General features: G+C 68.2%; 25 protein-coding genes. 14 read left to right on the top strand and 11 right to left on the bottom strand.

The window, feature by feature from the left end:
* Positions 1-14: 14 nt before the first annotated feature.
* Entirely contained in the window at positions 15-1,100 is a 1,086-nt protein-coding gene (locus EV645_RS11910; protein WP_130442614.1) for a winged helix DNA-binding domain-containing protein, read from the bottom strand.
* A 146-nt stretch (positions 1,101-1,246) separates the two neighbouring features.
* Here EV645_RS11910 and EV645_RS11905 point away from each other — a divergent pair, with 146 nt between their 5' ends.
* Positions 1,247-2,125 (top strand): hypothetical protein, encoded by an 879-nt coding sequence (locus tag EV645_RS11905; protein ID WP_130442612.1) that lies wholly within the window; start codon positions 1,247-1,249, stop codon positions 2,123-2,125.
* On the opposite strand, the gene EV645_RS11900 is transcribed toward EV645_RS11905, so the two are convergent.
* The gene (locus tag EV645_RS11900; protein ID WP_130442611.1) at positions 2,094-3,278 is read right to left on the bottom strand and encodes a glycine C-acetyltransferase; all 1,185 of its coding nucleotides are present in this window, start codon (positions 3,276-3,278) and stop codon (positions 2,094-2,096) included. The genes EV645_RS11905 and EV645_RS11900 overlap by 32 nt on opposite strands.
* Positions 3,278-4,327, bottom strand: coding sequence for an L-threonine 3-dehydrogenase (tdh, locus tag EV645_RS11895; RefSeq protein ID WP_130442609.1), 1,050 nt, complete (start codon positions 4,325-4,327; stop codon positions 3,278-3,280). Before tdh ends, EV645_RS11900 begins: the two co-directional genes overlap by 1 nt.
* Before the next feature lie 84 nt (positions 4,328-4,411).
* Here tdh and EV645_RS11890 point away from each other — a divergent pair, with 84 nt between their 5' ends.
* The 6 genes from EV645_RS11890 to EV645_RS11865 all read left to right on the top strand — a co-directional run bounded on the left by EV645_RS11890 (position 4,412) and on the right by EV645_RS11865 (position 10,938).
* Positions 4,412-5,029, top strand: coding sequence for a class E sortase (locus EV645_RS11890; RefSeq protein ID WP_130442607.1), 618 nt, complete (start codon positions 4,412-4,414; stop codon positions 5,027-5,029).
* Between the two features lie 28 nt (positions 5,030-5,057).
* Entirely contained in the window at positions 5,058-5,603 is a 546-nt protein-coding gene (gene pyrE, locus EV645_RS11885) for an orotate phosphoribosyltransferase (RefSeq protein WP_130442605.1), read from the top strand.
* Positions 5,603-6,304, top strand: coding sequence for a DUF3137 domain-containing protein (locus tag EV645_RS11880; protein WP_130442603.1), 702 nt, complete (start codon positions 5,603-5,605; stop codon positions 6,302-6,304). The genes pyrE and EV645_RS11880 overlap by 1 nt, the downstream gene beginning before the upstream one ends.
* Before the next feature lie 64 nt (positions 6,305-6,368).
* Positions 6,369-7,226, top strand: coding sequence for a LemA family protein (locus EV645_RS11875; protein WP_130442601.1), 858 nt, complete (start codon positions 6,369-6,371; stop codon positions 7,224-7,226).
* Between the two features lie 216 nt (positions 7,227-7,442).
* Positions 7,443-10,424 (top strand): AfsR/SARP family transcriptional regulator, encoded by a 2,982-nt coding sequence (locus tag EV645_RS11870; protein ID WP_130442599.1) that lies wholly within the window; start codon positions 7,443-7,445, stop codon positions 10,422-10,424.
* A gap of 103 nt (positions 10,425-10,527) precedes the next feature.
* Entirely contained in the window at positions 10,528-10,938 is a 411-nt protein-coding gene (locus EV645_RS11865) for a hypothetical protein (RefSeq protein WP_130442597.1), read from the top strand.
* Positions 10,939-10,941: 3 nt separating this feature from the next.
* Here the strand turns inward: EV645_RS11865 and EV645_RS11860 are convergent, their stop codons facing one another.
* On the bottom strand, positions 10,942-11,652 hold the full coding sequence (locus tag EV645_RS11860; RefSeq protein WP_242000338.1) for a DedA family protein: 711 nt from the start codon (positions 11,650-11,652) through the stop codon (positions 10,942-10,944).
* A gap of 60 nt (positions 11,653-11,712) precedes the next feature.
* Between EV645_RS11860 and EV645_RS11855 the strand changes: the two genes are divergently transcribed.
* Positions 11,713-12,339 (top strand): TrmH family RNA methyltransferase, encoded by a 627-nt coding sequence (locus tag EV645_RS11855; RefSeq protein WP_130443753.1) that lies wholly within the window; start codon positions 11,713-11,715, stop codon positions 12,337-12,339.
* Here the strand turns inward: EV645_RS11855 and EV645_RS11850 are convergent.
* Entirely contained in the window at positions 12,321-12,743 is a 423-nt protein-coding gene (locus tag EV645_RS11850) for a MarR family winged helix-turn-helix transcriptional regulator (RefSeq protein WP_130442595.1), read from the bottom strand. The two genes, EV645_RS11855 and EV645_RS11850, sit on opposite strands and share 19 nt — an antisense overlap.
* A 118-nt stretch (positions 12,744-12,861) precedes the next feature.
* On the opposite strand from EV645_RS11850, the gene EV645_RS11845 reads away from it, so the two are divergent.
* The 3 genes from EV645_RS11845 (at position 12,862) to EV645_RS11835 (ending at position 15,258) form a co-directional block, all read left to right on the top strand.
* Positions 12,862-13,791 carry an FUSC family protein gene (locus tag EV645_RS11845; RefSeq protein ID WP_130442593.1) on the top strand — a complete coding sequence of 310 codons (930 nt, stop codon included), beginning with the start codon at positions 12,862-12,864 and terminating at the stop codon, positions 13,789-13,791.
* Positions 13,781-14,938 (top strand): alpha-amylase family glycosyl hydrolase, encoded by a 1,158-nt coding sequence (locus EV645_RS11840; protein WP_130442591.1) that lies wholly within the window; start codon positions 13,781-13,783, stop codon positions 14,936-14,938. The genes EV645_RS11845 and EV645_RS11840 overlap by 11 nt, the downstream gene beginning before the upstream one ends.
* 134 nt (positions 14,939-15,072) lie before the next feature.
* Positions 15,073-15,258: a hypothetical protein gene (locus EV645_RS11835; RefSeq protein ID WP_130442589.1), complete on the top strand. Its 186-nt coding sequence runs from the start codon at positions 15,073-15,075 to the stop codon at positions 15,256-15,258.
* On the opposite strand, the gene EV645_RS11830 is transcribed toward EV645_RS11835, so the two are convergent.
* From EV645_RS11830 to EV645_RS11820, 3 genes are read right to left on the bottom strand one after another with little or no spacing between them, the layout of a single operon-like run.
* On the bottom strand, positions 15,244-16,977 hold the full coding sequence (locus EV645_RS11830) for an FAD-dependent oxidoreductase (protein ID WP_130442587.1): 1,734 nt from the start codon (positions 16,975-16,977) through the stop codon (positions 15,244-15,246). The two genes, EV645_RS11835 and EV645_RS11830, sit on opposite strands and share 15 nt — an antisense overlap.
* Positions 16,974-17,819: an intradiol ring-cleavage dioxygenase gene (locus EV645_RS11825; RefSeq protein ID WP_130442585.1), complete on the bottom strand. Its 846-nt coding sequence runs from the start codon at positions 17,817-17,819 to the stop codon at positions 16,974-16,976. The genes EV645_RS11830 and EV645_RS11825 overlap by 4 nt, the downstream gene beginning before the upstream one ends.
* A gap of 25 nt (positions 17,820-17,844) precedes the next feature.
* A complete protein-coding gene (locus EV645_RS11820) occupies positions 17,845-18,930 on the bottom strand; it encodes a maleylacetate reductase (protein ID WP_130442583.1) in 1,086 nt (361 codons plus the stop codon).
* A 64-nt stretch (positions 18,931-18,994) separates the two neighbouring features.
* Here EV645_RS11820 and EV645_RS11815 point away from each other — a divergent pair, with 64 nt between their 5' ends.
* Entirely contained in the window at positions 18,995-19,777 is a 783-nt protein-coding gene (locus EV645_RS11815) for an IclR family transcriptional regulator domain-containing protein (protein WP_130442581.1), read from the top strand.
* Between the two features lie 56 nt (positions 19,778-19,833).
* Here EV645_RS11815 and EV645_RS11810 read toward each other — a convergent pair whose 3' ends face one another.
* From EV645_RS11810 to EV645_RS11800, 3 genes are all read right to left on the bottom strand, one after another.
* On the bottom strand, positions 19,834-20,256 hold the full coding sequence (locus EV645_RS11810; protein ID WP_130442580.1) for a VOC family protein: 423 nt from the start codon (positions 20,254-20,256) through the stop codon (positions 19,834-19,836).
* Between the two features lie 61 nt (positions 20,257-20,317).
* Positions 20,318-20,962, bottom strand: coding sequence for a GNAT family N-acetyltransferase (locus EV645_RS11805; RefSeq protein WP_130442578.1), 645 nt, complete (start codon positions 20,960-20,962; stop codon positions 20,318-20,320).
* A gap of 4 nt (positions 20,963-20,966) precedes the next feature.
* On the bottom strand, positions 20,967-21,986 hold the full coding sequence (locus tag EV645_RS11800) for an SIS domain-containing protein (protein ID WP_130442576.1): 1,020 nt from the start codon (positions 21,984-21,986) through the stop codon (positions 20,967-20,969).
* Between the two features lie 139 nt (positions 21,987-22,125).
* Between EV645_RS11800 and EV645_RS11795 the strand changes: the two genes are divergently transcribed.
* Together EV645_RS11795 and fbaA are read left to right on the top strand one after the other, a co-directional pair.
* Complete coding sequence (locus EV645_RS11795; protein ID WP_130442574.1) at positions 22,126-22,845, top strand: GntR family transcriptional regulator; 720 nt, start codon at positions 22,126-22,128, stop codon at positions 22,843-22,845.
* A 207-nt stretch (positions 22,846-23,052) separates the two neighbouring features.
* Positions 23,053-24,078, top strand: coding sequence for a class II fructose-bisphosphate aldolase (gene fbaA / locus EV645_RS11790; RefSeq protein ID WP_130442572.1), 1,026 nt, complete (start codon positions 23,053-23,055; stop codon positions 24,076-24,078).
* Positions 24,079-24,143 lie beyond the last annotated feature (65 nt).

The raw sequence follows: 24,143 nt of genomic DNA, 5'->3' as shown, positions 1-24,143 counted from the left end.
TGACAACAACCTCATTAACCGGCAGTAACCATTTCGTGGGTCTTCGCATCCGGCTCCAGGAAACGGATCAGCGCGCTGCCCTCACGCTCCAGCTCGGCCTGCGTCCTCTTCAGCAACTTGCCGAACGGCGTGATCGTGAGAGTGGCCACACCACGCTTCTTCTCGGCCGTCCACAGCCCGGCGACCAGCCCGTCGACGAGGTACGTCGCCTTGACGCGAAGGTTCTTCGTGAAGACGTGCGGCTTGTGTTCGTCGGCGATGATCCGCTCCCGTTTCGCGTGCGAGAGCAGCACGTTGTCGAACTCCGGCAAGAACCGCACCGGCGCCGGAGTGTCCTCATCGGGCCGCGGTCCGTCCGGTACGTCGAACAACGTCTTGCCGGCCTCGTCGGTGAACGTGTCCAGTTCGAGCTCGTCGAACAACGGCTTGGCCTTCTGCAGCCCGGACCAGGTCTGGAAGTCCGCCGGCGTGGCCGGTCCGAAGGCCTGCAGGTAACGCGTGACCAATTCGGCCGGCTCGGCGCGTTTGTGCAGCTTCTTCCCGATCCACTCCTCGGCCGGCGTGAAGCGCGAGTTCGCTGTCCAGGACCATCGCACGTCGGCCGGATACATCACCAGGGGCACGAGCATCCGCGTGCAGAACCCGAGCGCCCGCTCGTTCACCTCCGGGAACTGCTCCTGCAACGCGTCCCGCACCTCGGTGAAGGTGAGCGGCTCGTTCGCCAGCAACTTCTCCGCCGCCGCGACGACCTTGTCCGGCTCCAGCCCCGCGCCGCGATCTCCGAGCACCCGCAACCCGGCCTCGAGCACCGGCGACACCGTCACCCGGAACCGCAGGTAGTCCGCCGCTGTCACCAGATGCAACGTCCCCCGGAACATCGTCGCCCGCACCACAGCCCGCGCCGCGACGGCCTGATCCAGCTGGGCTTCCACGAACCCGTCGATCCGGGTCCACAACCCGACATAGGGATGCTTGGGCTCCTGCCCCTGCATCCCGGCCAAATGTCCCACCACGTCAACCGCCGGGACGTCCGCTCGCTCCAGCAGCAGTTGCCTGGCCAGCGTCGCCCGGTTGACCGCCCTCGCACTCAGAACCGACATGCCCACATCCTGCCTGCGTGGACCGACAAGTGGGGCAGTGGGCGGTCCGAATATCGCCCCGCCGGGATGAGTCGGACCACCCTCGCAGGTGCGATCTTCGTCGGGAGAGCACGAGCTGCGCGCCATCGAGCAGGAGGGGTCCACTGATGATGCGAGCGGTTGGTCTGGTGCTGGCAGCGTTCCTGCTCGTGTCCTGTGGCGGGTCCGGTGAGCGGCCGTCGGGCTCGTCGACGCGTACGCCGGCCTCGGTGCCGTCGGTGACCGCAACAGTTCCGAGCGCGACCCGTACGCCCGAACGCGCGGAGAAGTCGGCCGCAACGACGTCCACGTCGACCGAGCCGGAGACCTCCAGAACGACCAAGACGCAGACGGAGACCGAGACCACCGGGGCGACGAAGACCGAGACGACCAGGGCCACGGAGACCGAGACGACCAGGGCCACGGAGACCAGGAAGGCCACGCAGACCGAGACCACCACGGCGACCCGGACAGCGTCGGTCGTGCCGTCGGCTGCGACCACGTCCTCGACCCAACCCACGTCGGCCGAGACGGGCGGGGCACCTACCTGGCTGTGGTGGGTGCTGGCGGCGATCGTGGTCGCGCTCGCCGTGGGGATTCCGCTGCTGATCAGGTCGCGCCGTCGCCAGGCCTGGCGCGACGACCTCGCGTCCGGCGAGGACGAGGTGGCGTGGTTCGCCCGCGGGCTGATCCCGGAGCTCCGCCGGCAGCCTTCCCCGGAGCAGGCCGCCGGCGCCTGGAACGTCGAGTCGAGCCGGGTCGTAACGGCCGAGGACAAGCTCACCGCACTCGAACGCTCGGCGCCCGACGAAGCCGCCGGCACCCGGGCCCGCACCCTCCGGGACGCCGTCCGGGCAGCCCGCGGCGACATCGAGAACCTGCTGGCCTCCGCCACGCCGATCACGATGCCATCGGACCTGGACGCGGTCTCCGCGCGGCTCGAACAAGCCCTCGGACAGCCGCGTCCGGAGGCGGCTACCCCGCCAGGGCCGCCCGGGCCTCGATGAAGGCGGCGATGGCGGTTTCTACGTCTTGGGTGGAGTGGGCGGCGGAGAGCTGGACCCGGATGCGGGCCTTGCCCTGCGGGACGACCGGGTAGGAGAAGCCGATGACGTAGATGCCGAGGTCGAGGAGCTTGTCGGCCAGGCGGCCGGCCTCGGCGGCATCGCCGATCATGACGGGGGAGATCGGGTGGTCGCCGGGGAGGACGTTGAAGCCGGCCTCGGTCATCTTCGTGCGGAAGAGCTGGGTGTTGGCGGCCAGTTTGTCGCGCAGGGCGCTGGAAGAGCCGATGAGTTCCAGGGCCTTCAGGGACGCGGCGGTGACCGACGGAGCCAGGGAATTCGAGAACAGGTACGGGCGGGAGCGCTGCCGGAGGAGCTCGACGATCTCGCGGCGGGCGGAGACGTAACCGCCGGACGCGCCGCCGAGGGCCTTGCCCAGCGTGCCGGTGACGATGTCGACGCGGTCCTTCACGCCGAACAACGACGGCGTACCGGCGCCGTCCGACCCGACGAAGCCGACCGCGTGCGAGTCGTCGACCATGACGAGCGCGTCGTACCGCTCGGCCAGGTCGCAGATCTCGTCCAGCGGGGCGACGTACCCGTCCATCGAGAACACGCCGTCGGTCGCGATCAGCCGGTACCGCGCGTCGGCGGCGTCCTTGAGCTGGGCCTCGAGGTCGGCCATGTCGCGGTTCTTGTACCGGTAGCGCTTGGCCTTCGAGAGCCGTACGCCGTCGATGATGCTGGCGTGGTTGAGCTCGTCGGAGATGATCGCGTCCTCGGCGCCGAGCAGCGTCTCGAAGAGTCCGCCGTTCGCGTCGAAGCAGGAGCTGTAGAGGATCGTGTCCTCAGTGCCGAGGAAGTTGCTCAGGGCACCTTCCAGGTCCTTGTGGATCTGTTGGGTGCCGCAGATGAAGCGCACCGAGGACAGTCCGAACCCCCACCGGTCGAGGGCCTCCTTGGCTGCGGCGACAACTTCGGGGTGGTCGGACAGTCCGAGGTAGTTGTTCGCACAGAAGTTGAGTACTTCGTTGCCCGACGCAACCGAGATCAAGGACTGCTGCGGTGAGGTGATCACCCGCTCGGACTTGTACAGCCCGGCGTCCCGGATCTCGCCGATGGTCGCCGTCAGGTCATCCCGCATCCGTCCGAACATCAGTGCTTCTCCTCCAGAGATTCAGCCGTCCAGTCCATGATCACCTTGCCGCACTGCCCCGCGCGCGCCACGTCGAACGCGCGCTCGAAGTCGCCGTACCCGAACCGGTGGGTGATCACCGGCGTCAGGTCCAGCCCGCGCTCGAGCATCACCGACATCGAGTACCAGGTCTCGAACATCTCCCGGCCGTAGATGCCCTTGATCGTCAGCATGTTGAGCACGACCGTGCCCCAGTCGATCGCGATCTCGTCCGACGGCAGGCCGAGCATCGCGATCTTGCCACCGTGCGTCATGTTCGCGAGCATGTCGCGCAGCGCGGCCGGCTGCCCGGACATCTCCATCCCGACGTCGAATCCCTCGCGCATGCCGAGGCTCTGCTGCGCCTCCGCGATCGTCTCCTCGCCGACGTTCACCGCGCGGGTGACGCCGATCTTCCGAGCGAGGTCGAGCCGGTACTCCGAGAGGTCCGTGATCACCACGTTCCGTGCACCGGCGTGCAGCGCGACCGCGGCGGCCATCACACCGATCGGGCCGGCGCCCGTGATCAGCACGTCCTCGCCGACCAGCGGGAACGACAGAGCAGTGTGTACGGCGTTGCCGAACGGGTCGAAGATCGCGGCGACGTCGAGGTCCACCGGGTCCTTGTGCACCCACGCGTTGGTCGCCGGCAGAGCGACGTACTCCGCGAACGCTCCCGGCACGTGGACGCCGAGCCCGCGCGTCTTGATGCACAGGTGGCGCCGGCCGGCCCGGCAGTTGCGGCAGCGGCCGCAGACCAGGTGGCCCTCGCCGCTGACCAGGTCGCCGACCGCGACATCGCGTACGCCGACGCCGATCTCGACCACCTCGCCGCAGAACTCGTGCCCGGTCACCATCGGCACCGGCACGTTCTTCTGTGCCCACGGGTCCCAGTTCTGGATGTGCAGATCGGTGCCGCACAGACCGGTACGGAGGACCTTGATCAGGACCTCGTCGGCCTCGATCTTCGGCTCCGGAACATCCTGCAACCACAGACCGGGCTTGGCCTCAGCCTTCACGAGCGCCTTCATGCCCACATCGTCGTCCCGGGCAACCATCCCCGTCCATCGACACGTCGTGCACAGCCTTTACAGCCGAACTGCATACTTGGACATATGCGGGGAGTAGTCAGGGGACTCGGAATCGTGTTCCTGGTGGTGGGCGTGGGGTTGCTCGGGTGGGTGGGGTGGCAGTACTTCGGTACCGGTATCAGCTCTAACCACCAGATGGGCAAGGCGGAGGACTCGCTGCGCAACCAGTGGAAGGCTCCTGCGGTCGTGAAGCCGTCGACCGGGAAGCCGTTCGTGCTGCTGCGGATCCCACGGTTCGGCGCCGACTGGCAGAAGCCGGTCGTCGAGGGTGTCGACGCGGACGATCTGGCGCGCGGGATCGGGCACTATCCGCAGACACAACTGCCGGGCCAGCCGGGCAACTTCGCGATCGCCGGGCATCGCGTCACGCACGGTTCCCCGTTCCGCAAGCTGCTCGAGCTGCAGAAGGGTGACCAGGTCGTCGTCGAGACCCAGGACGCTGTCTACACCTACGAGCTGGACGGCTCGCCCCGCGACCTCACCGTCAAGCCGACCGACACCTGGGTCCTCGACCCGGTCCCTGGCAAGCGCGAAGCCCCCACCACCTCGATCATCACCCTCACCACCTGCCAGGACCTCTTCCACTCCCCGGACCGCTCGGTTGCCTTCGGCCACCTGGTCAAGGTCCAGAAGAAATCGTGAGCTCAGCCGTGTTCTAAGCTCAACGCCCATGAGCTACGACCGGGACGGGTTGCTGGAACAGGTCAAGAGCAAGGCGATCGTGCATGGGCGGGTGACGTTGGCTTCGGGGAAGGAAGCTGACTACTACGTCGACCTGCGGCGGATCACGTTGGATGCGGCTGCGGCGCCGCTGATCGGTCCGGCGATGCTCGAGCTGACCAAGGACCTGGAGTACGACGCTGTCGGCGGGCTCACGCTCGGGGCCGACCCGGTGGCGATGTCGATGCTGCACGCCGCTGCTCAGCAAGGCCGGACGCTCGACGCGTTCGTCGTACGGAAGGCAGAGAAGACGCACGGGCTGCAGCGGCGGATCGAAGGTCCGGATGTGAAGGGCCGGCGGGTGCTCGCGGTCGAGGACACCTCGACCACCGGCGGATCGGTGCTGACAGCGGTCGAGGCGTTGCGCGAAGCCGGGGCCGAGGTCGTCGCGGTTGCCGTGATCGTGGACCGGGCGACCGGGGCGCAGGAGCGGGTCGAGGCGGAGGGCCTGGAGTACCGGACCGTGTTCGGGCTCGAGGACCTGGGGCTGAACTGATGCAGGCCAGCACCCTCCTGCTCGTCGGGGTGGCCGTTGTGGTCGGCGTCGGTCTCGCCTACTTCAACTACTACCGCGCGAAGAAGCGCCGCGAACAGTTCTCGAGTCTCGCGGCCCAGCAGGGCTGGTCGTACGTGCCGTCCAACCCCTCCCTGGCCGGGCAGTGGTCGGGTACGCCGTTTCGTACCGGCGACAACTACCGCGTCAAGAACGTGTTGTCCGGTCCGTACAACGGGCACCCGATGGTTGCCTTCGACTACAGCTACCAGACCCACACGACCAACGGGCGAGGTCAGCGTCGGACCACGACGCACCGTTACGCGGTGGTCGTGATGCAGCTCCCGGGGGCGCTGCCGCATCTCGAGGTGACGCACGAGGGCATCTTCGGCGGCGCGGTCGCGAACGCGTTCGGCTTCCGCGACATCCAGTTCGAGAGCGAGCAGTTCAACCGGGCGTTCCGGGTCAAGGCCGACGACGAGCGGTTCGGCCACGCGGTGGTCACCCCGCGGATGATGGAGCTGCTGCTCGCCCGCGGTGAGATCGGCTGGCGCACCGAGGGGAACTCGCTGGTCGGCTGGGGCAAGGGCGACCATGACCCGAACCAGCTGATGAACCGCCTCGGTCTGCTCCAGCAGGTGATCGAGAACGTCCCGCCGTACGTCTGGCGCGACTACGCCGGGATAGACCCCCGCGTTCAGTAACCACCGAGCGGACCCACCTGCCCGTAGAGTCGCAGTCAGCACTGCCAACTCTCGGGAGCTCGTCATGGTCTGGGTCATCATCGTGATCGTCGCGGTGATCGTCATTCTGGCGATCATGCTGATCACGTCGTACAACCGGTTCGTCAAGCAACGGAACCTGATCCAGGAGTCCTGGCGGCAGATCGACGTCGAGCTGCACCGCCGGTACGACCTGATCCCGAACCTGGTCGAGACCGTCCGGGCGTACGCGGCGCACGAGCGGCACGTGTTCGAGGAGGTCGCCCGGCTGCGCACCCAGGCGGTGAACGTGCAGGGCGCGACCCCGGAGCAGCGGGCCGCGGCGGAGGGTCAGCTGTCCGGTGCGCTGCGTCAGATGATGATCTCGGTCGAGGCCTACCCGCAGCTGCAGTCGAACCAGAACTTCCTCGGCCTGCAGCGCGAGCTGACCGACACCGAGGACCGGATCGCGGCCGGCCGCCGGTTCTACAACGCGAACGTCGGTGACTACAACACCCGGATCGAGGCCTTCCCGTCGAACCTGATCGCGGGCGGCTTCAAGTTCGAGAAGGCCGGGTACTTCGAGGTCAAGGACGAGCAGGTCCGCGCCGTACCGCAGGTGTCGTTCGGCACGATCGGCTCGGTCGCCGGTGAGCAGGCGCCGCCGCAGATGCAGCCGGGCGCGCCGTCGTCGGGGCAGATCCACCCGCAGATGCCGGGTGACCAGGGCAACTACCAGTCGCCGCCGCAGCCGATCCCGGGCGGCTACCAGCAGCCTCCCGCGCAGCCGCCGTACCAAGGTCAGCCCGGTCAGTACCCGCCGCCTGGGCAGTACCAGGGACAGGGAGAGCCACCGGTGGGCGGCCCGCCTGCGGGTTCCCCCGCTCCACAGGACGGTCAGCCGCCATTCACCGGTGGCCAGTAGGCACCGGATCCCCGTAGCCCAGGACCCCCGACCCCGGACTCTCTCCCAGTGCCAGACCCGGAGTGACGGCGGTCAAGTCGCCACACCCGGGCCTGCCCTCCCCCCGGTACCTGAGTCAACAGTGCCGCAGCGAGATACATCCGGCGTACATCGGGCTTCCGCATGGTGCGACCGGATGACACGATAAGCCGGTTCAAGAGTGGAGAGGTCGGACGAGTGGACAGTCTGAGGTACGCGATCCTCGGACCACTGCGACTCGTCCACGTCCAGGGGCAGCCGCTGAAGGCCGCCAAACCGCGCCAGCTGCTCGCGACCCTGCTGCTGCACCCGAACCGGTTCGTCTCGACCGATCTGATCGCTGACGCGCTCTGGGAGAGCAGTCCGCCGCGGTCGGCCACTGCGAACATCCGGACGTATGTCCGCGCCCTGCGTAGCGTGCTGCAGGACGCCGGGCTGCCCGCGCCGATCGACACCTCGGCAGCGGGCTACAGCATCGAGGTGGGCGTCGACGAACTCGACGCCAGCCTGTTCGAGTCGCTGCTGGCCGAGGGCGGCCACCTGCGGGACGCCGGCGACGGACGCCAGGCGATGCAGGTCCTGTCCCGGGCGTACTCGCTGTGGCGCGGCCGTCCGCTCGACGATCTGCCGATGCCCGCGGCGTGGGAGGGCTCGATCGCCCGCCTTGAGGCGCAGCACCGCGGACTCGTCGACAACCTGCTGGACCTGCGGCTCGAGTACGGCGACGCGAGCGGCGCGGCTGTGCTACTCAGCGCCCGTCTGACCGAAGACCCGTACGACGAGCAGCTCTGGCGACGCCTGGTCGACGCGCTGGTCGCGGCCGGCCGGGTCGGAGAGGCGCGGGCGGAGTACCAGAAGGCAGTGAAGACGCTCGCTGACGAGCTCGATATCAAGCCTGGTCCGGAGCTGGAGGCCGCCGGTGCGCGCGCCGAGAACGGTCGCTCGGCCAACTGGCCCAACCCCGGCATCCCAGCAGACCGTACGGCGGAACGCCCCGAGCCGACCGCACAACCCGGACCGATGGCCGCGCCCGAGCTGACCGACCCGGTCCGGCCGCCGAGCCAGCTGCCGCTCGACCTGGCTGACTTCAGCGGGCGGCAGGGCCATCTCGAGCAGCTGCGGGACCTGGTCTGCGGTCGGGACCCGGTCCGGCCGCCGATCGCCGTCATCTCGGGCGCACCGGGGACTGGAAAGACCTCACTGGCCGTTCGGCTCGGCCATCTGGTCCGGGAGTACTTCCCTGACGGGCAGATCTACCTGGACATGCACGGCGCGACTCAGCCCCGCGATCCGGCCGCGGCACTCACCGATCTGCTGCTCAGCCTCAACCTGCCGGACTTCGCGATCCCGACCGATCCGGAGCGCCGGTCCGCGATGCTGCGGTCCGAGCTGGCAAGCCGGCGGGTGCTGATCATCCTCGACGACGTCGCCGCGGCCGGTCAGGTCACGCCGCTGATGCCCGGTACCGGCGCGTCGGCAGTCGTAGTGACGAGTCGCAACCGGCTGATGGACCTGGCCGGGGCGGACAGCATGCCGCTCGACACGTTCGACGACCGCGAGGCCGCAGTACTGCTGTCGTCGGTGGCTGGATCTGGGCGGATCGACGCGTCCTCGCCGGAAGCCGAGGAGATCCTGACTGCGTGCGCGAACCTGCCGCTGGCGATTCGGATCGTCGGCAGTCGGTTGGCGCAGCGGCCCGATCTGAGCGCGCGGGAGTTGGCTCGGCGGTTGCGGGACGAGACCTCGCGACTGGACGAGTTGAGCATCGGCGAGCTCGCCGTACGGACCAGTGCGGACCTGAGCTACGACGCACTCAGTCCGGAAGAGGCCCGGCTGTACAGGCTGATCGGCCACTTCGCGGTCGGTGTCTTCTCCGCCCGCGCGTTGGAGGCGGTCGCGTCGCCGGCCGCCGTACGGCGAAGTCTGGACCGGCTGATCGAGGTCAACCTGGTCCGGATCAGCTCGGTCGACCACCGCGGTACGGCGCGTTATCGCGTCCACGACCTGCTGCGGCTGCACGCGCTCGGGGTTGGCGACGACGAGCAGAAGGCGCAAGCCGTCCGAGACGTCGAGACCGTCGTCGAGGCGATCCTGAACAAGATCCGCCGCGCGAACGACGCCTTGTCCTTCGAGTACTTCGGGGTCCTCGAGCACACCGGGCCGTTGACGGCGCCGGACCCGTCGCCGTTCACCGAGGCCGACGCGATCGCGTGGCTGGACAGCGAACGCAGTACGTTCGTGCCGGCGATCCGAGCTGCGGCGCAGAACGGGTTGCACGACCACGCGTGGCGGATCGCGGCGGCGTGGGGGCCGTACCTCGACCTGCGGGCCGGATTCGACGACTGGAATGGTTCGCACCAGCAGGGTCTGTTGAGTGCGATCGAGTGCGGCGACCGGCACGGCGAAGCGATCATGCACCGCAACCTCGGCCAGCTCGCCGTCTACCAGGACGACTGGGACAACGCACGGCGGCACTTCGACGCGGCCGCGGAGGTGTTCGCCGAGGTCGGTGACCGGCTCGGCGAGGGCGTGGTGGCCGTCGGACTCGGCACGTGGCTGCGGGAACGCGGGCAGCGCGACGAGGGGCTCGCGCAGTACGAGCGGGCGATCGAGGCGTTCGTCGAGGACGGCAACGGGAACGCCGAGGCACTGGCGCGGACCGCGGCGGCGAACGTGTACCTGGGCCGCGGCGACCTGGATACCGCGCGAAGCCTTCTGGCGCAGGCATTCCTGATCGCCGTACGCCGGGCCGACGCGCATCGGGAGGCCAAGGTACGACGCCGCATCGCAGCGCTCCGCGTCAATCAAGGACGGCACGACGAGGCGGTACGGCAGCTGCGGAAGGCGTTGGCGATCTTCGACGGGATGGGCGACGACCACTGTGCGGCGTACACCCGGGCGCTTCTCGGGCAGGCGTTGATGGAGCGCGGTGAGGTTGCCGCGGCGCGGAAGACTCTGCTGGACGCGATCGACATCGGCCACCGGCTGGGCGATCGCAGTGTCGAGGGCGAGGCGGCGCAGCACCTCGGCGAGCTGTACCTGTCCACGGGCAGCCTCGACAACGCCCGCCGTACCCTCGAGCGCGCCGCGCGCGTGTGGCAGCAGGCCGGCAACGACAGCGCCGCCGCCGACTGCCGCCGGATGCTGGCCGGATCCGAAGCAGGCGTCGCGGCCGGCTGAGAAGCAATGTACGGCGGCTGTATCGCGGTCGGACAGGATCTGACCATGCCACGGCACAGACCGAGGTTTTCGGGGTTTTCGGGGGAATCGGGGGAGAGAACCTATGGCCTGGGGGGAGGTTGCCGTGGAGCGCCCGAACGTCCCGCGGGTAGTGAACCCGCGGGACAACGAGGCGGCGCTGAACTGGCAGCTGGAACGTCTCGGATCGGCGGCCTGGAAGGACTGGCCGCTGAAGTTTCAGCGAATGGCGTTCGGCTATGCGCACGACAGCGGTTGGCACGACGCGGCTGATGCGGTTGGTTGGCTCAACCACCACGACCTGCTCCGTGAAGGGGCGGCGCCACGGGGGGCGCTGGTCTGGTACCAGGCGGCAGACCGGATCCGGGTGGCATGCTCACTCGGCTCCGGCCAGGTGGTGGGTCCCCTTCTGCTCGGCCCGGTCGAAGTCGCTGACCTGTCGCTACTCAGCACCGACTTCGTCTGGTCGGACCCGCACTTTCCCTTCGGGCACTGACCTTCAGTCGGTGTGATTGTTGGTGACAGCGTGCTTCGGCGCGGCGTGCTTCGCGGCGCCCGGGCCGTCGGAGTTGTTGTTGCGGTTGCGGCGCCGGGCGAGCAGGTACTCGACGAGCATCGGGATCAGCGAGATCAGCACGAGCAGGACAAGCGCGGCTTCGAGGTTCTTGTGGATGAACTCGACGTTGCCGAGCGCGTGACCCAGCAGGGTGATCGTCGGCGCCCAGAGCACCGCGCCGACCGCGGTCCAGACGAAGAACTTGCGGGCATCCATCTTCCCGGCGCCCGCGACGATCGTGACGAACGTGCGGACGATCGGCACGAAGCGGGCCATTACCAGCGCGCGCGGACCATATCGCTCGAAGAACTCATGCGTTTGCTCGATGTACTTCGGTTTCAGGATCCGGGCGTTCGGATTGCGGAACAGCGACGTCCCCAGGACTCGGCCGATGTAGTAGCCGGACACGTTGCCGAGGAATGCGGCCACGGTCAGCAGCACACAAGCCAGCCACAGCGGTACGTCGATGGTGCCGCGCGCGATGAACAGGCCGACCGCGAACAGCAGTGAGTCACCGGGCAGGATCGGGAACAACACCCCGCACTCGATGAACACCACAATCAGCGTGCCCCAGAGGGCCCAGTTACCCATCCAGTTCAGGAGGTACTCCGGGTCCATCCAGTTGGGCATCAGCATCGCGACAAGAGGAAGCACGCGGACAGGGTAGCGTCCCGACCTGTGCATGAGCTGAGCAGCGACCTCCGGGGCGCGGACATGGTCGGGCCGAGCGAGGTCGGCGTCGGCCCGTGGGCAGGCGATCCGCCGGACGATCCGCGGCTGGATCCGGAGCTGCTCGCCGAGGGTGATCGGCGCAACGTCGTCGACAAGTACCGGTACTGGAAGCTCGAGGCGATCGTCGAGGACCTGGACCGGCAGCGGAACCCGTTCCACGTCGCGATCGAGAACTGGCAGCACGACCTGAACATCGGCTCGGTCGTCCGGACGGCGAACGCTTTCCTCGCGGCGGAGGTCCATATCGTCGGCAACCGCAAGTGGAACCGCCGCGGCGCGATGGTCACCGACCGGTACCAGCACGTCCGCCACCAGCCGACGTTGGCAGACCTGGCGTCGTACGCCAGGTCGCACGAGCTGCCCGTGATCGGAATCGACAACCTGCCGGGCTCGGTTCCGCTGGAGACGTACGACCTACCGCGCGAATGCGTCCTGCTCTTCGGTCAAGAGGGTCCCGGGCTGACCGATGATGCGCATGCGATCTGCACAGCTGTCCTCTCGATCGCACAGTTCGGCTCGACTCGCTCCATCAACGCCAGCGCAGCGGCCGCGATCGCCATGCATGCGTGGATCCGCCGCCACACCTTCGGTCAGCCGTCGAGCAGCTGATCCAGGATCCCCGCGGCCAGCTGAAGTACTGCCCGCTCGGTCGGGTTGAGCCGGGTTTCGATGGCTTCGGCGAGCCAGTCGTCGGAGCTCTTCATATGTTCGCGGAGCAGTTGCCGCCCGTCGTCGGTCAGTTCGATCGTGTGCCGGCGGCGGTCCTGGGCGTCCTGCTCTCGCTTGATGAGGTTTTGCTCCTCGAGGCTCGCCAGGACCCGCGTCAACGACTGTGGCTGCACACGCTCGGCCGCCGCGATCTCGCTTGCCGTCAGCGCTCCCCGCCGGTGCAGCTGGCCCAGCACGGCAACGCCCGTACTGCCGAGTCCGTCACCCGTCCGCTCAGCCCGCAGCCGCAGGGCCAGCCGAGTGCTCGTCCGCCGGAGCGCGACCGCTGTATCGTACGCTTCCACTTACTGTCCTACCTTTGCTGACGCTTGGAGATGCTAAGCTTAGCTTACTATGAGCGTAAACCACTGGTCTCGGGACACACCTGTCGTTCCGGCCCAGTTGGTCACCGGGGCGCTCGCGATGGCCGCTCCCATCACGTACGGCGTCACCACCGACCACCTCGCCCACGCCTCCTTCGCGGCACTCGGCGCCCTGGCCATGCCGCACCTTGGGCGCGCATCAACCATTCGCAGGCGGTTCTTGTGGTTGGCCGGTGCACAAAGTGGTCTCGGGGCGGTCGTGACGGTCGCCGCGTTGGTCGGGGTGTGGCTTGGTGGGCGGGGATCGGGTGGTGCGGCCGGCGTGGTGGGGTTGTCGGCGGTGGCCGCTGTTGTGGGTGGGTTCAGCCGGTGGACGGCGGACGCGACGACGCGGTTCGTCACGTTTCTCGTGATGGCGACCGGGCTGGGTGCGGCGGATCCGTGGGAGGTGGCTCGCTGGTTCGCGCTCGGGGTCGCGTGGTCGATCCTGCTGGGGTTGGCGTTCTCGTCCGCTGGACCCGAGGCCGCGCGGCCGACGTACCGGCAGTTGTGGCGGCGGTGGCGCGGGAAGCTGCGGCAGTTCGACGGCTGGCGGTACGCCGTGCAGCTGGTGCCCGCGCTTGCTGTTGCGGAGGTGATGGGCGAGTTATGGCATCAGGAGAAGGGGTATTGGATCGCGCTGGCGGTGGTGATCGTCGTACGTCGCCGTGGCGGATCGTTGCTCCGAGCAACACAACGCTGCGCCGGGACCTGTGCCGGCGTACTGATCGGCGGCCTGCTCATCCTGTGGGTCCCGCCGTCCTGGGTGATCGTGGCGGTCGTCAGTGTCCTCGCCGGATTGCGGCCGTTGCTGAAGGAACGCAACTACGCTGCTTATGCCACCGTCATGACCCCGCTGGTAGTCCTGCTGATGGACCTCGGCCGTACGCCGGAGCTCTCGACCGTCGGGTACCGGCTCATCGACACCGTGATCGGCTGCCTGATCGCGATCGTTCCTACTTTGCTGTTGAGGAGAAGACATGTGGGCTGACCACGCGATCTGGTGGCAGATCTACCCTCTCGGCTTCACAGCCGATCGCACTGGGGCCCGCCTGGCGCACTTGGAGAACTGGCTCGACTACGCCATCGAGCTGGGCTGCAACGGGCTCCTGCTCGGGCCGATCTTCGCGTCGGAGACGCACGGCTACGACACCATCGATCATTTCCGCATCGACCCTCGCCTGGGCGACGATGCCGACTTCGACCGCCTGGTCGCGAAGGCGCACGACCGCGGTCTGCGGATCGCCCTCGACGGCGTCTTCAATCACGTCGCTCGCTCCTTCGTCCACCCGGAGTGGTTCCGCAGCGACGGCGCTACCTTCGAGGGCCACGAGCACCTGGTTGCCCTCGACCACAGCAACCCCGCCGTCGCGCAGTACGTCGGCGACGTAGTCCGCCATTGGCTCGACCGCGGTGTGAACGCGTGGCGCCTCGACGTCGCGTACGCCGTGCCGCCCGAATTCTGGCGCGCCGTCCTGCCGCGAGACCGGGACGCCTGGTACTTCGGCGAGGTGATCCACGGGGACTACGCCGAGTACGTCGAGAAGAGCGGGCTCGACTCGGTCACGCAGTACGAACTGTGGAAAGCGATCTGGAGCTCACTGAACGACGGCAACTTCTTCGAGCTCTCGCACGCGCTGGGCCGGCACAACGCGTTGCTCGACACGTTCGTCCCGCAGACGTTCGTCGGCAACCACGACGTGACGCGGCTCGCGACCCGCCTCGAGGACGAGCGGCATCTCGGGCATGCGCTCGCGATCCTGTTCGCGGTCGGCGGCGTGCCGAGCGTCTACTCGGGGGATGAGCAGGCGTTCCGCGGTCTCAAGGAGGACCGCGTCGGTGGTGACGATGCGATACGCCCTGCCTTTCCGGACACGCCCGACGGGCTCGCGCCGGACGGCTGGCCGACGTACCGGTTGCACCAGGAGCTGATCGGCCTGCGGCGCCGTCACTCGTGGCTCACCCGCGCCCGGACGACGGTCGAGCACGTGACCAATCAGACCATCGCCCTGCGCGCTCGCCACGGCGACGAATGGGTGCTGCTCCTGCTCAACGTCTCGGACTCCGACGCTGAGTTCCCGGTCGAGGACGCGGTCGTCGTCCCGCCTCACAGCTGGAAATTCTTGACACATCCGTAACGTGCGCCCGGGGTGCCGCGTTGTACCCGGTGACAGAAGTGAGGCTTCTCGACCAAAGTCAGCCCCAACTCGGGGGGTTCGGCGTGCATCAAGCATGTCGTCGGGTTTGTGACGGGAATCATGGGGGTTTGTTGATGAACGCTCTGTGGGACGAACTGATACACGAGCTGGGGACCGTGCGCGCCTTGAGCGCGGCGGCTCTGGAGGCGCGCACGGAGACGTCGCGGGTCGCGCTGATCACCCTGCTGGACGCCGAGACCGCGGAGATCTCGGCGATCCTCGACCAGATCCTCCGCTCCGAAGCGTCAAGCGCGGCCTAGGAGCGCGCTGACGGCCTGCTGCAGCGCACCCGTGGGGTCGTCGGGCTGTTCGAACGAGCGGTAGGCGATGTGTGCGTCCGGACGGACGAGGAGACAGCCCTCGTCCGGGATCTCGCGCACCCGCGCCCAGTCGCCGTACAGGTCGTCCAGCTCACGGCCCGGCCCGATCACGTACGGCTCGATCGGTACGCCGAGGTGCTCGGACACAGACTGCGCCGCCTTCACCCACGCGTCGCCACCGATGCCGGTGAGCAACGTGAATCGGCCCTTGCCGACCACGTCCAGCGTGCTGACGGTCTCGCTACCGCGGGTCAGCCAGCAGTGCGGGATCCGGGCGCCCGGCCAGGTCGTCGGGTGGTAGTACAGCTCGTGATCCCGCTCGTACGGCGGCTCGGGCGTACCGTCCTCGATCACGGCGGATGACTTGTAGCGCTGCCCGAGCTCGACGCCGTGCGCGTTGAACTCGTAGTCCTTGAGCTCGATCGCCTGCCGTAGTTCCTCGCGCTGTGCTGCGCCTTCGGGAGTGTCGTCCTTGCGGGACTCGATCGTCCGCCCGGCCGGCGCATCCGGCGTCATCCCGAGCGCGCGGAAGATCTGCCCGAACTGGTTGCGGCTCTTGTTGGCGCGGTCAACGATCTGCTTCGCGATCGGCGCCCGCTCGTCGTTGTAGGTGTCGAGGAGCTCGGGGGAGGCCTGGCCCTTCAGGACCAGTGCGAGCTTCCACGCCAGGTTGTACGCGTCCTGGATCGACGTGTTCGAGCCGAGACCGTTGCTCGGCGGGTGCCGGTGGATCGCGTCGCCCATACAGAACACGCGGCCCTTTGACGCCCTCTCGGCGTACATGTGGTTGACGCTCCAGACCGACGTACCCTTCAGCTTCACGTCGATGGTGTCGTCGCCGACCAGGTTGTGTACGATCTCGGTCGCCATCGCCTCGTCGACCACCGGCGCGGGCTGGTTGATGTCGTAGCCCCAGACGATCAGCCACTCGTTCCACGGGCGGACCATGCGGACCAGGCCGGCGCCGATCCCGCCGATCTGGGCGCCCGGCTGGAGGACCCAGTACAGGACGCTCGGGCGATGCGCGACGTACCGGCTGAGGTCGGCCTCGAAGACGATGTTCATCGAACCCTCGATGTCCATCGCGCCGGCCATCGGCAGGTCGATGTCCTGGGCAACCTTGCTGCGTCCGCCGTCGGCGCCGATCAGATACTTCGCCCGGATCTGGTACGTCGTGTCGCTGAGCCGATCGCGGACCGTCGCGGTGACACCGTCGTCGTCCTGCTCGAGCGACAGGTACTCCGTGTTGAAGCGGAGCTGCGCGCCGCGGCTGGCCGCCGTGCTGACGAGGATCGGCTCGAAGAGCGTCTGCGGGAGATCGCACGGCAGGCACGGGCTCGCCTCGGTGTAGTCGGCGAGCCGGCGCGGATGCGTGCCCCACGTGCGGATCCGGCCGATCTCCTCGCCGGCGAGGCTGGTGCAGAACGCCGTCTGCCCCATCAGGTCGTGGGCGGTGCCGTTGTCGTTGACCTTGTCCTCGATGCCCATGTCGCGCATGAGCTCGATCGTGCGCTGGTTGGTGATGTGCGCGCGGGGCGTGTTCGCGGTCCAGCCGTACCGGGTCAGGACGATGTTGTCGACGCCGTACGTGGACAGGAAGAGCGACGCGGCGCCGCCGGCGGGGCCGCTGCCGACGATGAGGACGTCTGTCGTGATCACTGCTGCGTCTCCTCGGTGGTCGCGAGCACCAGGTCGTACTCGACGGAGTAGTAGGTCTTGTCGTCGTCTTGGTGTTCGGTGAAATCGGCGATCAGGGACTGCTTGACTCCGAAGACCGCGTCCGTGTCGAGGTACTCGTCGCCGGCCGCGAAGACATGGGTGATGAGCCGGCTGTAGCCGGGAGCCGTGACCATGAAGTGGATGTGCGCCGGACGCATCGGGCCACGGCCGCCGGCCCGCAGCAGCTCGCCGACCGGGCCGTCATCGGGGATCGGGTAGGCGACCGGCTTCACCGCCCAGAACCGGTAGTTGCCTTCGGCATCGGTTGCGAGGTGCGCCCGGTTCTGCGGTCCGTCGAGATCCTTCTGTACGTCGTAGAACCCGTCCTCATCGGCCTGCCAGGTCTCGACGAGTGCGCCGGCGATCGGCTCGCCCTTGGTGTTGAGGACCTTGCCGCTCACCAGGCACGGCTGTCCCGGGGCGCCGTTCGCGATGTCGTCGCCGAGCTGTGCCTCGGGCGATCCCTCGACGAAGAACGGGCCGAACACGGTGGACTGCGTGGCCTCCGGCGGCTTGCGGTTGCCGAGTCCGACGGTGAGCATCGACAGCCCGAGTACGTCGGCCAGCAGCACGAACTCCTGCCGCGTACCGGTCGAGATCTGGCCGGTCCGGGTGAGGAAATCGATCGCGGTGAAGTACTCGTCCTCGGTCAGCTCCACCTCCCGCGCGAACGCGTGCAGGTGGCGGACGAGGGCGCTCATCACTGTTTTGTAGCGGTCGCTCTCGCTGCCGTCGAAGCTGGCCACCACCGCCTCGGTCAGGTCATCGCCTTGCAGGTCCATCGGTCTCCTCGTTCATCAAGGTTCATCAAGGTCGCGTGCCGGCCCAGGCGCGGGTGAGGATCTCGCGCACCAGGTCCTCGGTCACGGGGATCGGGTTGTCGGTGGGCTTGAACGCCTTCGCTGCTTCTCGCGCTTGGTCCTCGGTCAGCCCTAGTTCCTTCAGGCTGGTCGGAACTTCCGCCTCCGTGAACAGGTCGAACAGTCCGGCTGCCAGGTCTGTGGTGCCGAGCGCAGCTTCCAGTCGTGCTTTTGATGGGGGTACTGCGGGCGCGTTGATGCGGGCAACTTGCGGCAGCACAGCTGCGTGCGTTTCCGCGTGGGGGAGGTTGTAGGTGCCGCCCAGCAGGTGGCACAGCTTGTGGTGCAGTCCCGTCCCGGCCGTCGCCAACGCCGAGCCGGCCAAGCAGGCGCCGTACAGAAGGTTGCTGCGGGCATCTAAATCTAGTGGCTCGGCAAGTGTTCGGCGGAGGCCGGTGGCGAGGGCGCGGAGTCCTTCGACCGCAGTCACTTCGGTGATCGGGTCGGCTTTCGGTGTCCAGACGGCCTCGACGCAGTGCGCGATCGCGTTGGCAACGCTTGCTGCGGTGACCTTCTTCGGCAGGTGTTGGCTGAGGACCGGGTCGTACACGACAACGCGCGGCAGCACCCTCAGGTCGGTGCCGGTCGTCTTGCTTCCGCCGGACGTCTCGCCCCACACCGGCGTCATCTCGGACCCCGCGTACGTCGTGGGCACCGCAACAATCGCTACCTCGCTGGTGAGGGCGACCGCCTTTGCCAGGCCGATTGCCGAGCCGCCGCCGATGGCGATGACCCCGTCGGCGTCGAGCTCATGCGCTTTCGCCCGGGCATGCTCCGCGACCGCGGTCGGCACATGCTGGGTCACACCATCGATCCGCCCTGCGAACCGGTCGCCGAGCTGCACCTCGACCACGTCCGCCGCGTCGCGTGCGGATCTGGTCGCCACGACCAGCGCCCGCCGTACGCCGAGGCTCTCGACCTCGCCGGCCACCTGGTCGAGCGAGCCCGCTCCGAACACCACTCGCCCCGGCAGGAACGTGTGCACGAACCCGGCCTGAGGCTCCGCTCGTCCCGGTTCTGCTGGACGCGGCATCGGCAGCTCCGATAGGATTTCGCTCAGCGAATAGTTCTTCTTTCAACGAAAAGTAGGCTAGCCGATGGCGAGTGACGCGTCTACAGGCACGTTTCTGCAAGGCCTGGAGCGCGGGCTCGCGGTGATCCGCGCGTTCTCCGCCGATGCGCCGTCGCTGACGCTCAGCGAGGTGGCGCGAGCGGTCGGCATCACGCCTGCGACCGCCAGGCGGATCCTGCTCACGCTGGAAGAGCTCGGGTACGTCCGCAGCGACCACCGCCGCTTCTCACTCACCCCGCGCGTGCTGGCCCTCGGCTGGGCCTATCTGTCGTCGCTGGATCTCGGCGAGCTAGCCGGCCCGTTCATGGAAGAGCTCAGCGCCAAGACCCGCGAGTCCTGCTCCATCGCGACGCTCGACCTTCCTGACATCGTGTACGTCGCTCGCGTCCCCACGAGCCGGATCATGACGGTCGCGCTCGGTGTCGGCGCCCGCCTCCCGGCGTACCCGACCTCGATGGGCCGCGTCCTCCTCGCGGGCCTGCCGGAGGACGAGCTCGCGTCGTACCTCGACTCGCTGCAGGCCGAGGCGCTCACGCAGCGCACGGTCACGTCTGCCGAGAACCTGCGCGCCACGATCACCCAGGCCCGCACGGACGGCTACGCCCTCGTCGACCAGGAGCTCGAGCAGGGCCTTCGCTCGATCGCGGCTCCCATCCACAACGCCCGCGGTCGCGTCATCGCCGCCCTCAACGTCTCCGCCCACGCCTCCCGCTCGACCCCCACCTCACTCCGCACCGAGGCCCTCCCGCACCTCCAAGAAGCCGCCGCCCAAATAACCACCGCCCTCACCCACCGCGGCAACTTCTGACCGACCGCGGCGACTTCGAGCGCACTGCGGCGACTTCGAGCGCAGTGCGGCAACTTTTAAGCGCTCTTCAGGCCTTCGAAGATCTCGAGGTAGTGCGGGTTGTTCATCATGCCGATGAGGTTGCCGAAGGGGTCGACCACGGAGGCCGTGCGGAAGCCGGTGTTGTTGCCGCGTTCGGTGATCGGTTCTTGGAGGGTGGCGCCGTGGTCGAGGAAGTGCTGGAGTTCGGCTTCGAGGTTGTCGACGTGCCAGTGGATGACCGCGCCGGCGGGGCCCGAGGTGACCTGGTGGCTCGCGTACTTGGCGTCGATGATGCCCAGCTCGCACTGGAAGTCGCCGAAGCGGAACTCGACGTACGCCGGGTCATCCGCCGTCGGCACGGCGTAGTACGCCTTGATGCCGAGCAGCTCCTCGTACCAAGCGCGTGCCGCCTTCACATCCGCGGCGTAGAAGCTGACGGTGGCGAATCCTCGCAACATCGTGGTGGTCCTCTCCTCGGGTCTTCCCTGTTGATGACCACCACCATTCCAGTCAAAGTGCTCACCGAGTGAGCACTTTGTTGAACGAGGTCTGTCCGTCGGTGCGCAGTCGGCCGTGGAGGTGCCAGTCGTGCCAGCCGTCGGCGTGCTTGATCGCCTGCCGCAACGTGCCCTCGACGCCGTAACCGGTTCGCTCGGCGACCCGGCAGGACGCTGTGTTGACGGTGGAGTGCTGGATGTTCAGCCGGTTGAAGCCGATCGACTCGAACGCCCAGGCGGATAGCGCGTCGGCCGATCTTGCGGCGACGGACCGCCCCCGAGCCGCCGGGGTCACCCAGTACGACAGGCTGGCTGACCCCTCCGCGAGCGAGATGTTGCGCAGACCGATCTGTCCCAGCGGCAGATCATGCAGACCGTGCCGGGCGTCGGTCCCGGCGTGATCGCCATCGACGACCGCCCAGCTCGCCGCCGTCTCGGTCTCCCAACGGTCGGCCCACTGGCCGACCCACTCAGCTGCTTCCTCGAGTGTGTCGAGCCGGCGAACATGCCACCGCTGGATCTCCGGACAGGCGAACGCCGTCAGCACAGCGGCCGCGTCGTCGCGCTGCCACGGCCGCAAGACCAATCCGTCGTTCGTCGTCAGGCGCGGCTGAGTGGCAGCTCGCAGCGTTCCGTCCGGGAGCGCTGGATCGACGAGCAGTGGCACAGGCTCAGTCCGTCTGGGTGACCTTGCGGAGGCCTCGGGGTGCGTCGGGGTCGAGGCCGAGTTTGCGGGCGAGGAGCTCGATGGCGCGCTGGGCAGGGATGACGAGCGCGAGCGGGACGAGCGTCTCCGGGAGGGCGGGGCCGGGCAGGTTCACGTCGCAGCGTGAGGCGAACGTGGGGTCGCCGCCGATGCCCAGGATCTTGCTGCCCTTCTCGCGGACGAGACCGGCCAGCTCGGTCATACCGGGGAGCGCGGGGCCGTCCCCCGCCGCTACCAGGATCGTGACCAGGTCGGCGTCGACGACTGCGATCGGGCCGTGCTTCAAGTCGGCGTACGAGAGTCCGCGGACCGGCTGCAGGCAGGTCTCCTCGAGCTTCAGCGCGACCTCGAGGGTCGTGCCGAACGTGAGGCCACGACCGCTCGCGAGTACGTCGTGGGCGCCGGCGAGCAGGTCCGCGGCGGCCTCGACCGATCCGGACAGCATCTTGGCCGCCTCGTCCGGCACCCGCGCGATGTCCGCGTCGAGCGTCCCCGGTCGCTGCGCGAGCGCGTCCACGGCAACCGTGATCGCGGCCAGCTGCGTCGTATAGGTCTTCGTGGCCGGCACGGCGAGCTCCTTGCCCGCTTGCGTGATCAGCGCGACGTCGGCGGTCGAGGCCAACGGGCTGTCGCCGTCGTTCGTGATGCCGACGATCGCGGCGCCGTTCCGCTTCGCCCACTCGGCCGTGTCGACGATCTCCTGCGTCGCACCCGACTGGCTGACCGCGACGACCAGCGAGTTCGACAGGTCGAGGTTCGCGCCGTACAGCGTGGCAACCGACGGAGCGGCCAGGGACGCCTGCCGGCCGGCGTGGATCTCGGTCAGGTACCGCCCGTAGACCCCGGCGTTGTCCGACGATCCACGGGCGACGAAGATCACGTGCCGCCGCCCGGCGGCGAGCCTGGTGATGTCGTGCCGCAGCGGCAGAACATGCTCGAACGTCGCCGCGAGCGCCGCCGGCTGCTCGGCGATCTCGCGCGCCATCTGGGTTTCCTGGACGGGCACAGACACCACTGGGATCACTGGTCCTATCTGGTCTTAACAGGTATGCTGCGCACGATAGCAGTGAGCGGCGTCCCGGGGCACCCCCGAGATCCGCCCAGGTCTGGAGGATCGAGATTCCATGGTGGCGACCAAGCGGGCCCAGGTCCGATCGGTGCTGGAACGGCTGATCGATGTCGAGCTGCATCCCGGCGATCCGATCCCGTCCGAGCGGGCCCTGGTCGACAAGCTGAACGTCTCGCGGGTGACCGTCCGGCAGGCGATCAGCGACCTGGTCGAGTCCGGCGCGCTGGAGCGGGTGCACGGCAAGGGCACCTTCGTCACGGGCCCCCAGGTCGACTCCCAGCTGCACCTGACCTCGTTCTCCCGGGAGATGCGGGCCCGTGGTCTCGAGCCCGGCACCGTGGTGCTGTCGGCCAGCGAGATCGAGGCCTCCGACGAGACCGCCAAGGGCCTGCGGGTCCCCAAGGGCACCAAGGTGATCCGGGTCGAGCGGCTCCGCACGGCCGACGCGTCGCCGATGGCCTACGAGGTCGGCTACTACCCGTCCGCGCTCTTCCCCGGCCTGCTCGGCCGCGAGCTCGGCACCCTCTACGACGTCTTTGCCAGTGAGTACGACGTCGTCGTCACCTCCGGTGAGCAGACCGTCCGGGCGGACAACGCCGACGGTCATGTCGCCCGGGTGCTCGGCGTGGCCAGGCGGGCACCCCTGCTGGTCCTCGAGCGCACCACGTTCGCCGGCCGCAAGGTCGTCGAACTGTCCTGGTCGGCTTACCGTGCCGACCGCTACCGGCTGCACATGGCCCTGACCCCGCGCGGCCCGCGAACCGGGTCCGCCTGACCGTCCACGGAGCGGCCGCTGTTCCCGGAGGACATCCGGACGCAACGAACTGGATCGGTCCTGTTCATCAACTGGTCTACATCCCTGCCGATCGCTCCCCGGCCACCGGGCCGGCCCGGCAGGCGGGCCGCTGGTCACGACGAAGTGCCAGGCGGCAATACTGGAGCCGAACCCACAAGAACTGTGTTGTGAGGAGTACCGCGAGACATGCCTATTGCAACCCCTGAGGTCTACGCCCAGATGCTGGACAAGGCCAAGCAGAACCGCTTCGCCTACCCGGCCATCAATGTCAGCTCCTCGCAGACGCTGAACGCCGCGATCCGCGGTTTCGCCGAGGCGGGCTCGGACGGCATCATCCAGGTCTCCACCGGCGGTGCGGAGTACCTGTCCGGTCCGACCGTGAAGAACATGGTGTCCGGCGCGGTCGCGCTGGCGGCGTACGCGCACGAGGTCGCCAAGAACTACCCGGTGAACATCGCGCTGCACACCGACCACTGCCCGAAGGACAAGCTCGAGGGCTTCGTCCGGCCGCTGCTGGAGATCTCCGCCGAGCGCGTCGCGCGCGGCGAGAACCCGCTGTTCCAGTCGCACATGTGGGACGGCTCGGCGGTGCCGCTGACCGAGAACCTGGAGATCGCCAAGGAGCTGCTGGCCAAGACGGCCGCGGCGAAGATCGTCCTGGAGATCGAGGTCGGTGTCGTCGGCGGCGAGGAGGACGGTGTCGCCAACGAGATCAACGAGAAGCTCTACACCACGGTCGAGGACGGCCTGGCCACGGTCGAGGCGCTCGGCACCGGTGAGAACGGCCGCTACCTGACCGCGCTGACCTTCGGCAACGTGCACGGCGTCTACAAGCCGGGTGCGGTCAAGCTGCGGCCGGAGATCCTGGCGGAGATCCAGGAGCAGGTCGGCGCCAAGGTCGGCAAGGAGCGTCCGTTCGACCTGGTCTTCCACGGTGGCTCCGGCTCGACGCTCGAGGAGATCCGGGCCGCGGTCGACCACGGCGTCATCAAGATGAACGTCGACACCGACACCCAGTACGCGTTCACCCGGCCGGTGGCGGCGCACATGTTCACCAACTACGACGGCGTGCTGAAGGTGGACGGCGAGGTCGGCAACAAGAAGGCCTACGACCCGCGCGCCTGGGGCAAGGCGGGCGAAGTGGGTATGGCGAACCGCGTCGGCGAGGCCTGCGAGAGCCTCCGCTCGACCGGTACGTCGCTGAACGGCTGACATCAGCTGGGTCCTCCTCAAGGGGATCTTCGAGGGGCTCACCACCGCGTCGACTGCACGCGGCG

Source organism: Kribbella rubisoli, from assembly GCF_004217145.1.
In the GTDB taxonomy this organism is placed as follows: Bacteria; Actinomycetota; Actinomycetes; order Propionibacteriales; family Kribbellaceae; genus Kribbella; species Kribbella rubisoli.
This window is presented reverse-complemented; position numbering and strand designations above follow the sequence as displayed.

Excerpts from the sequence above, each read along its gene's own strand:
- EV645_RS11900 (WP_130442611.1), bottom strand. The coding sequence starts at position 3,278 with ATGTTCGGACGGATGCGGGATGACCTGACGGCGACCATCGGCGAGATC.
- EV645_RS11840 (WP_130442591.1), top strand. The coding sequence starts at position 13,781 with ATGTGGGCTGACCACGCGATCTGGTGGCAGATCTACCCTCTCGGCTTC.
- EV645_RS11825 (WP_130442585.1), bottom strand. The coding sequence starts at position 17,819 with ATGGACCTGCAAGGCGATGACCTGACCGAGGCGGTGGTGGCCAGCTTC.
- EV645_RS11835 (WP_130442589.1), top strand. The coding sequence starts at position 15,073 with ATGAACGCTCTGTGGGACGAACTGATACACGAGCTGGGGACCGTGCGC.
- pyrE (WP_130442605.1), top strand. The coding sequence starts at position 5,058 with ATGAGCTACGACCGGGACGGGTTGCTGGAACAGGTCAAGAGCAAGGCG.
- EV645_RS11845 (WP_130442593.1), top strand. The coding sequence starts at position 12,862 with ATGGCCGCTCCCATCACGTACGGCGTCACCACCGACCACCTCGCCCAC.
- EV645_RS11880 (WP_130442603.1), top strand. The coding sequence starts at position 5,603 with ATGCAGGCCAGCACCCTCCTGCTCGTCGGGGTGGCCGTTGTGGTCGGC.
- EV645_RS11800 (WP_130442576.1), bottom strand. The coding sequence starts at position 21,986 with ATGGCGCGCGAGATCGCCGAGCAGCCGGCGGCGCTCGCGGCGACGTTC.
- EV645_RS11820 (WP_130442583.1), bottom strand. The coding sequence starts at position 18,930 with ATGCCGCGTCCAGCAGAACCGGGACGAGCGGAGCCTCAGGCCGGGTTC.
- EV645_RS11865 (WP_130442597.1), top strand. The coding sequence starts at position 10,528 with ATGGCCTGGGGGGAGGTTGCCGTGGAGCGCCCGAACGTCCCGCGGGTA.
- EV645_RS11810 (WP_130442580.1), bottom strand. The coding sequence starts at position 20,256 with ATGTTGCGAGGATTCGCCACCGTCAGCTTCTACGCCGCGGATGTGAAG.
- EV645_RS11890 (WP_130442607.1), top strand. The coding sequence starts at position 4,412 with ATGCGGGGAGTAGTCAGGGGACTCGGAATCGTGTTCCTGGTGGTGGGC.
- EV645_RS11905 (WP_130442612.1), top strand. The coding sequence starts at position 1,247 with ATGATGCGAGCGGTTGGTCTGGTGCTGGCAGCGTTCCTGCTCGTGTCC.
- tdh (WP_130442609.1), bottom strand. The coding sequence starts at position 4,327 with ATGAAGGCGCTCGTGAAGGCTGAGGCCAAGCCCGGTCTGTGGTTGCAG.
- EV645_RS11855 (WP_130443753.1), top strand. The coding sequence starts at position 11,713 with ATGGTCGGGCCGAGCGAGGTCGGCGTCGGCCCGTGGGCAGGCGATCCG.
- fbaA (WP_130442572.1), top strand. The coding sequence starts at position 23,053 with ATGCCTATTGCAACCCCTGAGGTCTACGCCCAGATGCTGGACAAGGCC.
- EV645_RS11910 (WP_130442614.1), bottom strand. The coding sequence starts at position 1,100 with ATGTCGGTTCTGAGTGCGAGGGCGGTCAACCGGGCGACGCTGGCCAGG.
- EV645_RS11795 (WP_130442574.1), top strand. The coding sequence starts at position 22,126 with ATGGTGGCGACCAAGCGGGCCCAGGTCCGATCGGTGCTGGAACGGCTG.
- EV645_RS11815 (WP_130442581.1), top strand. The coding sequence starts at position 18,995 with ATGGCGAGTGACGCGTCTACAGGCACGTTTCTGCAAGGCCTGGAGCGC.
- EV645_RS11875 (WP_130442601.1), top strand. The coding sequence starts at position 6,369 with ATGGTCTGGGTCATCATCGTGATCGTCGCGGTGATCGTCATTCTGGCG.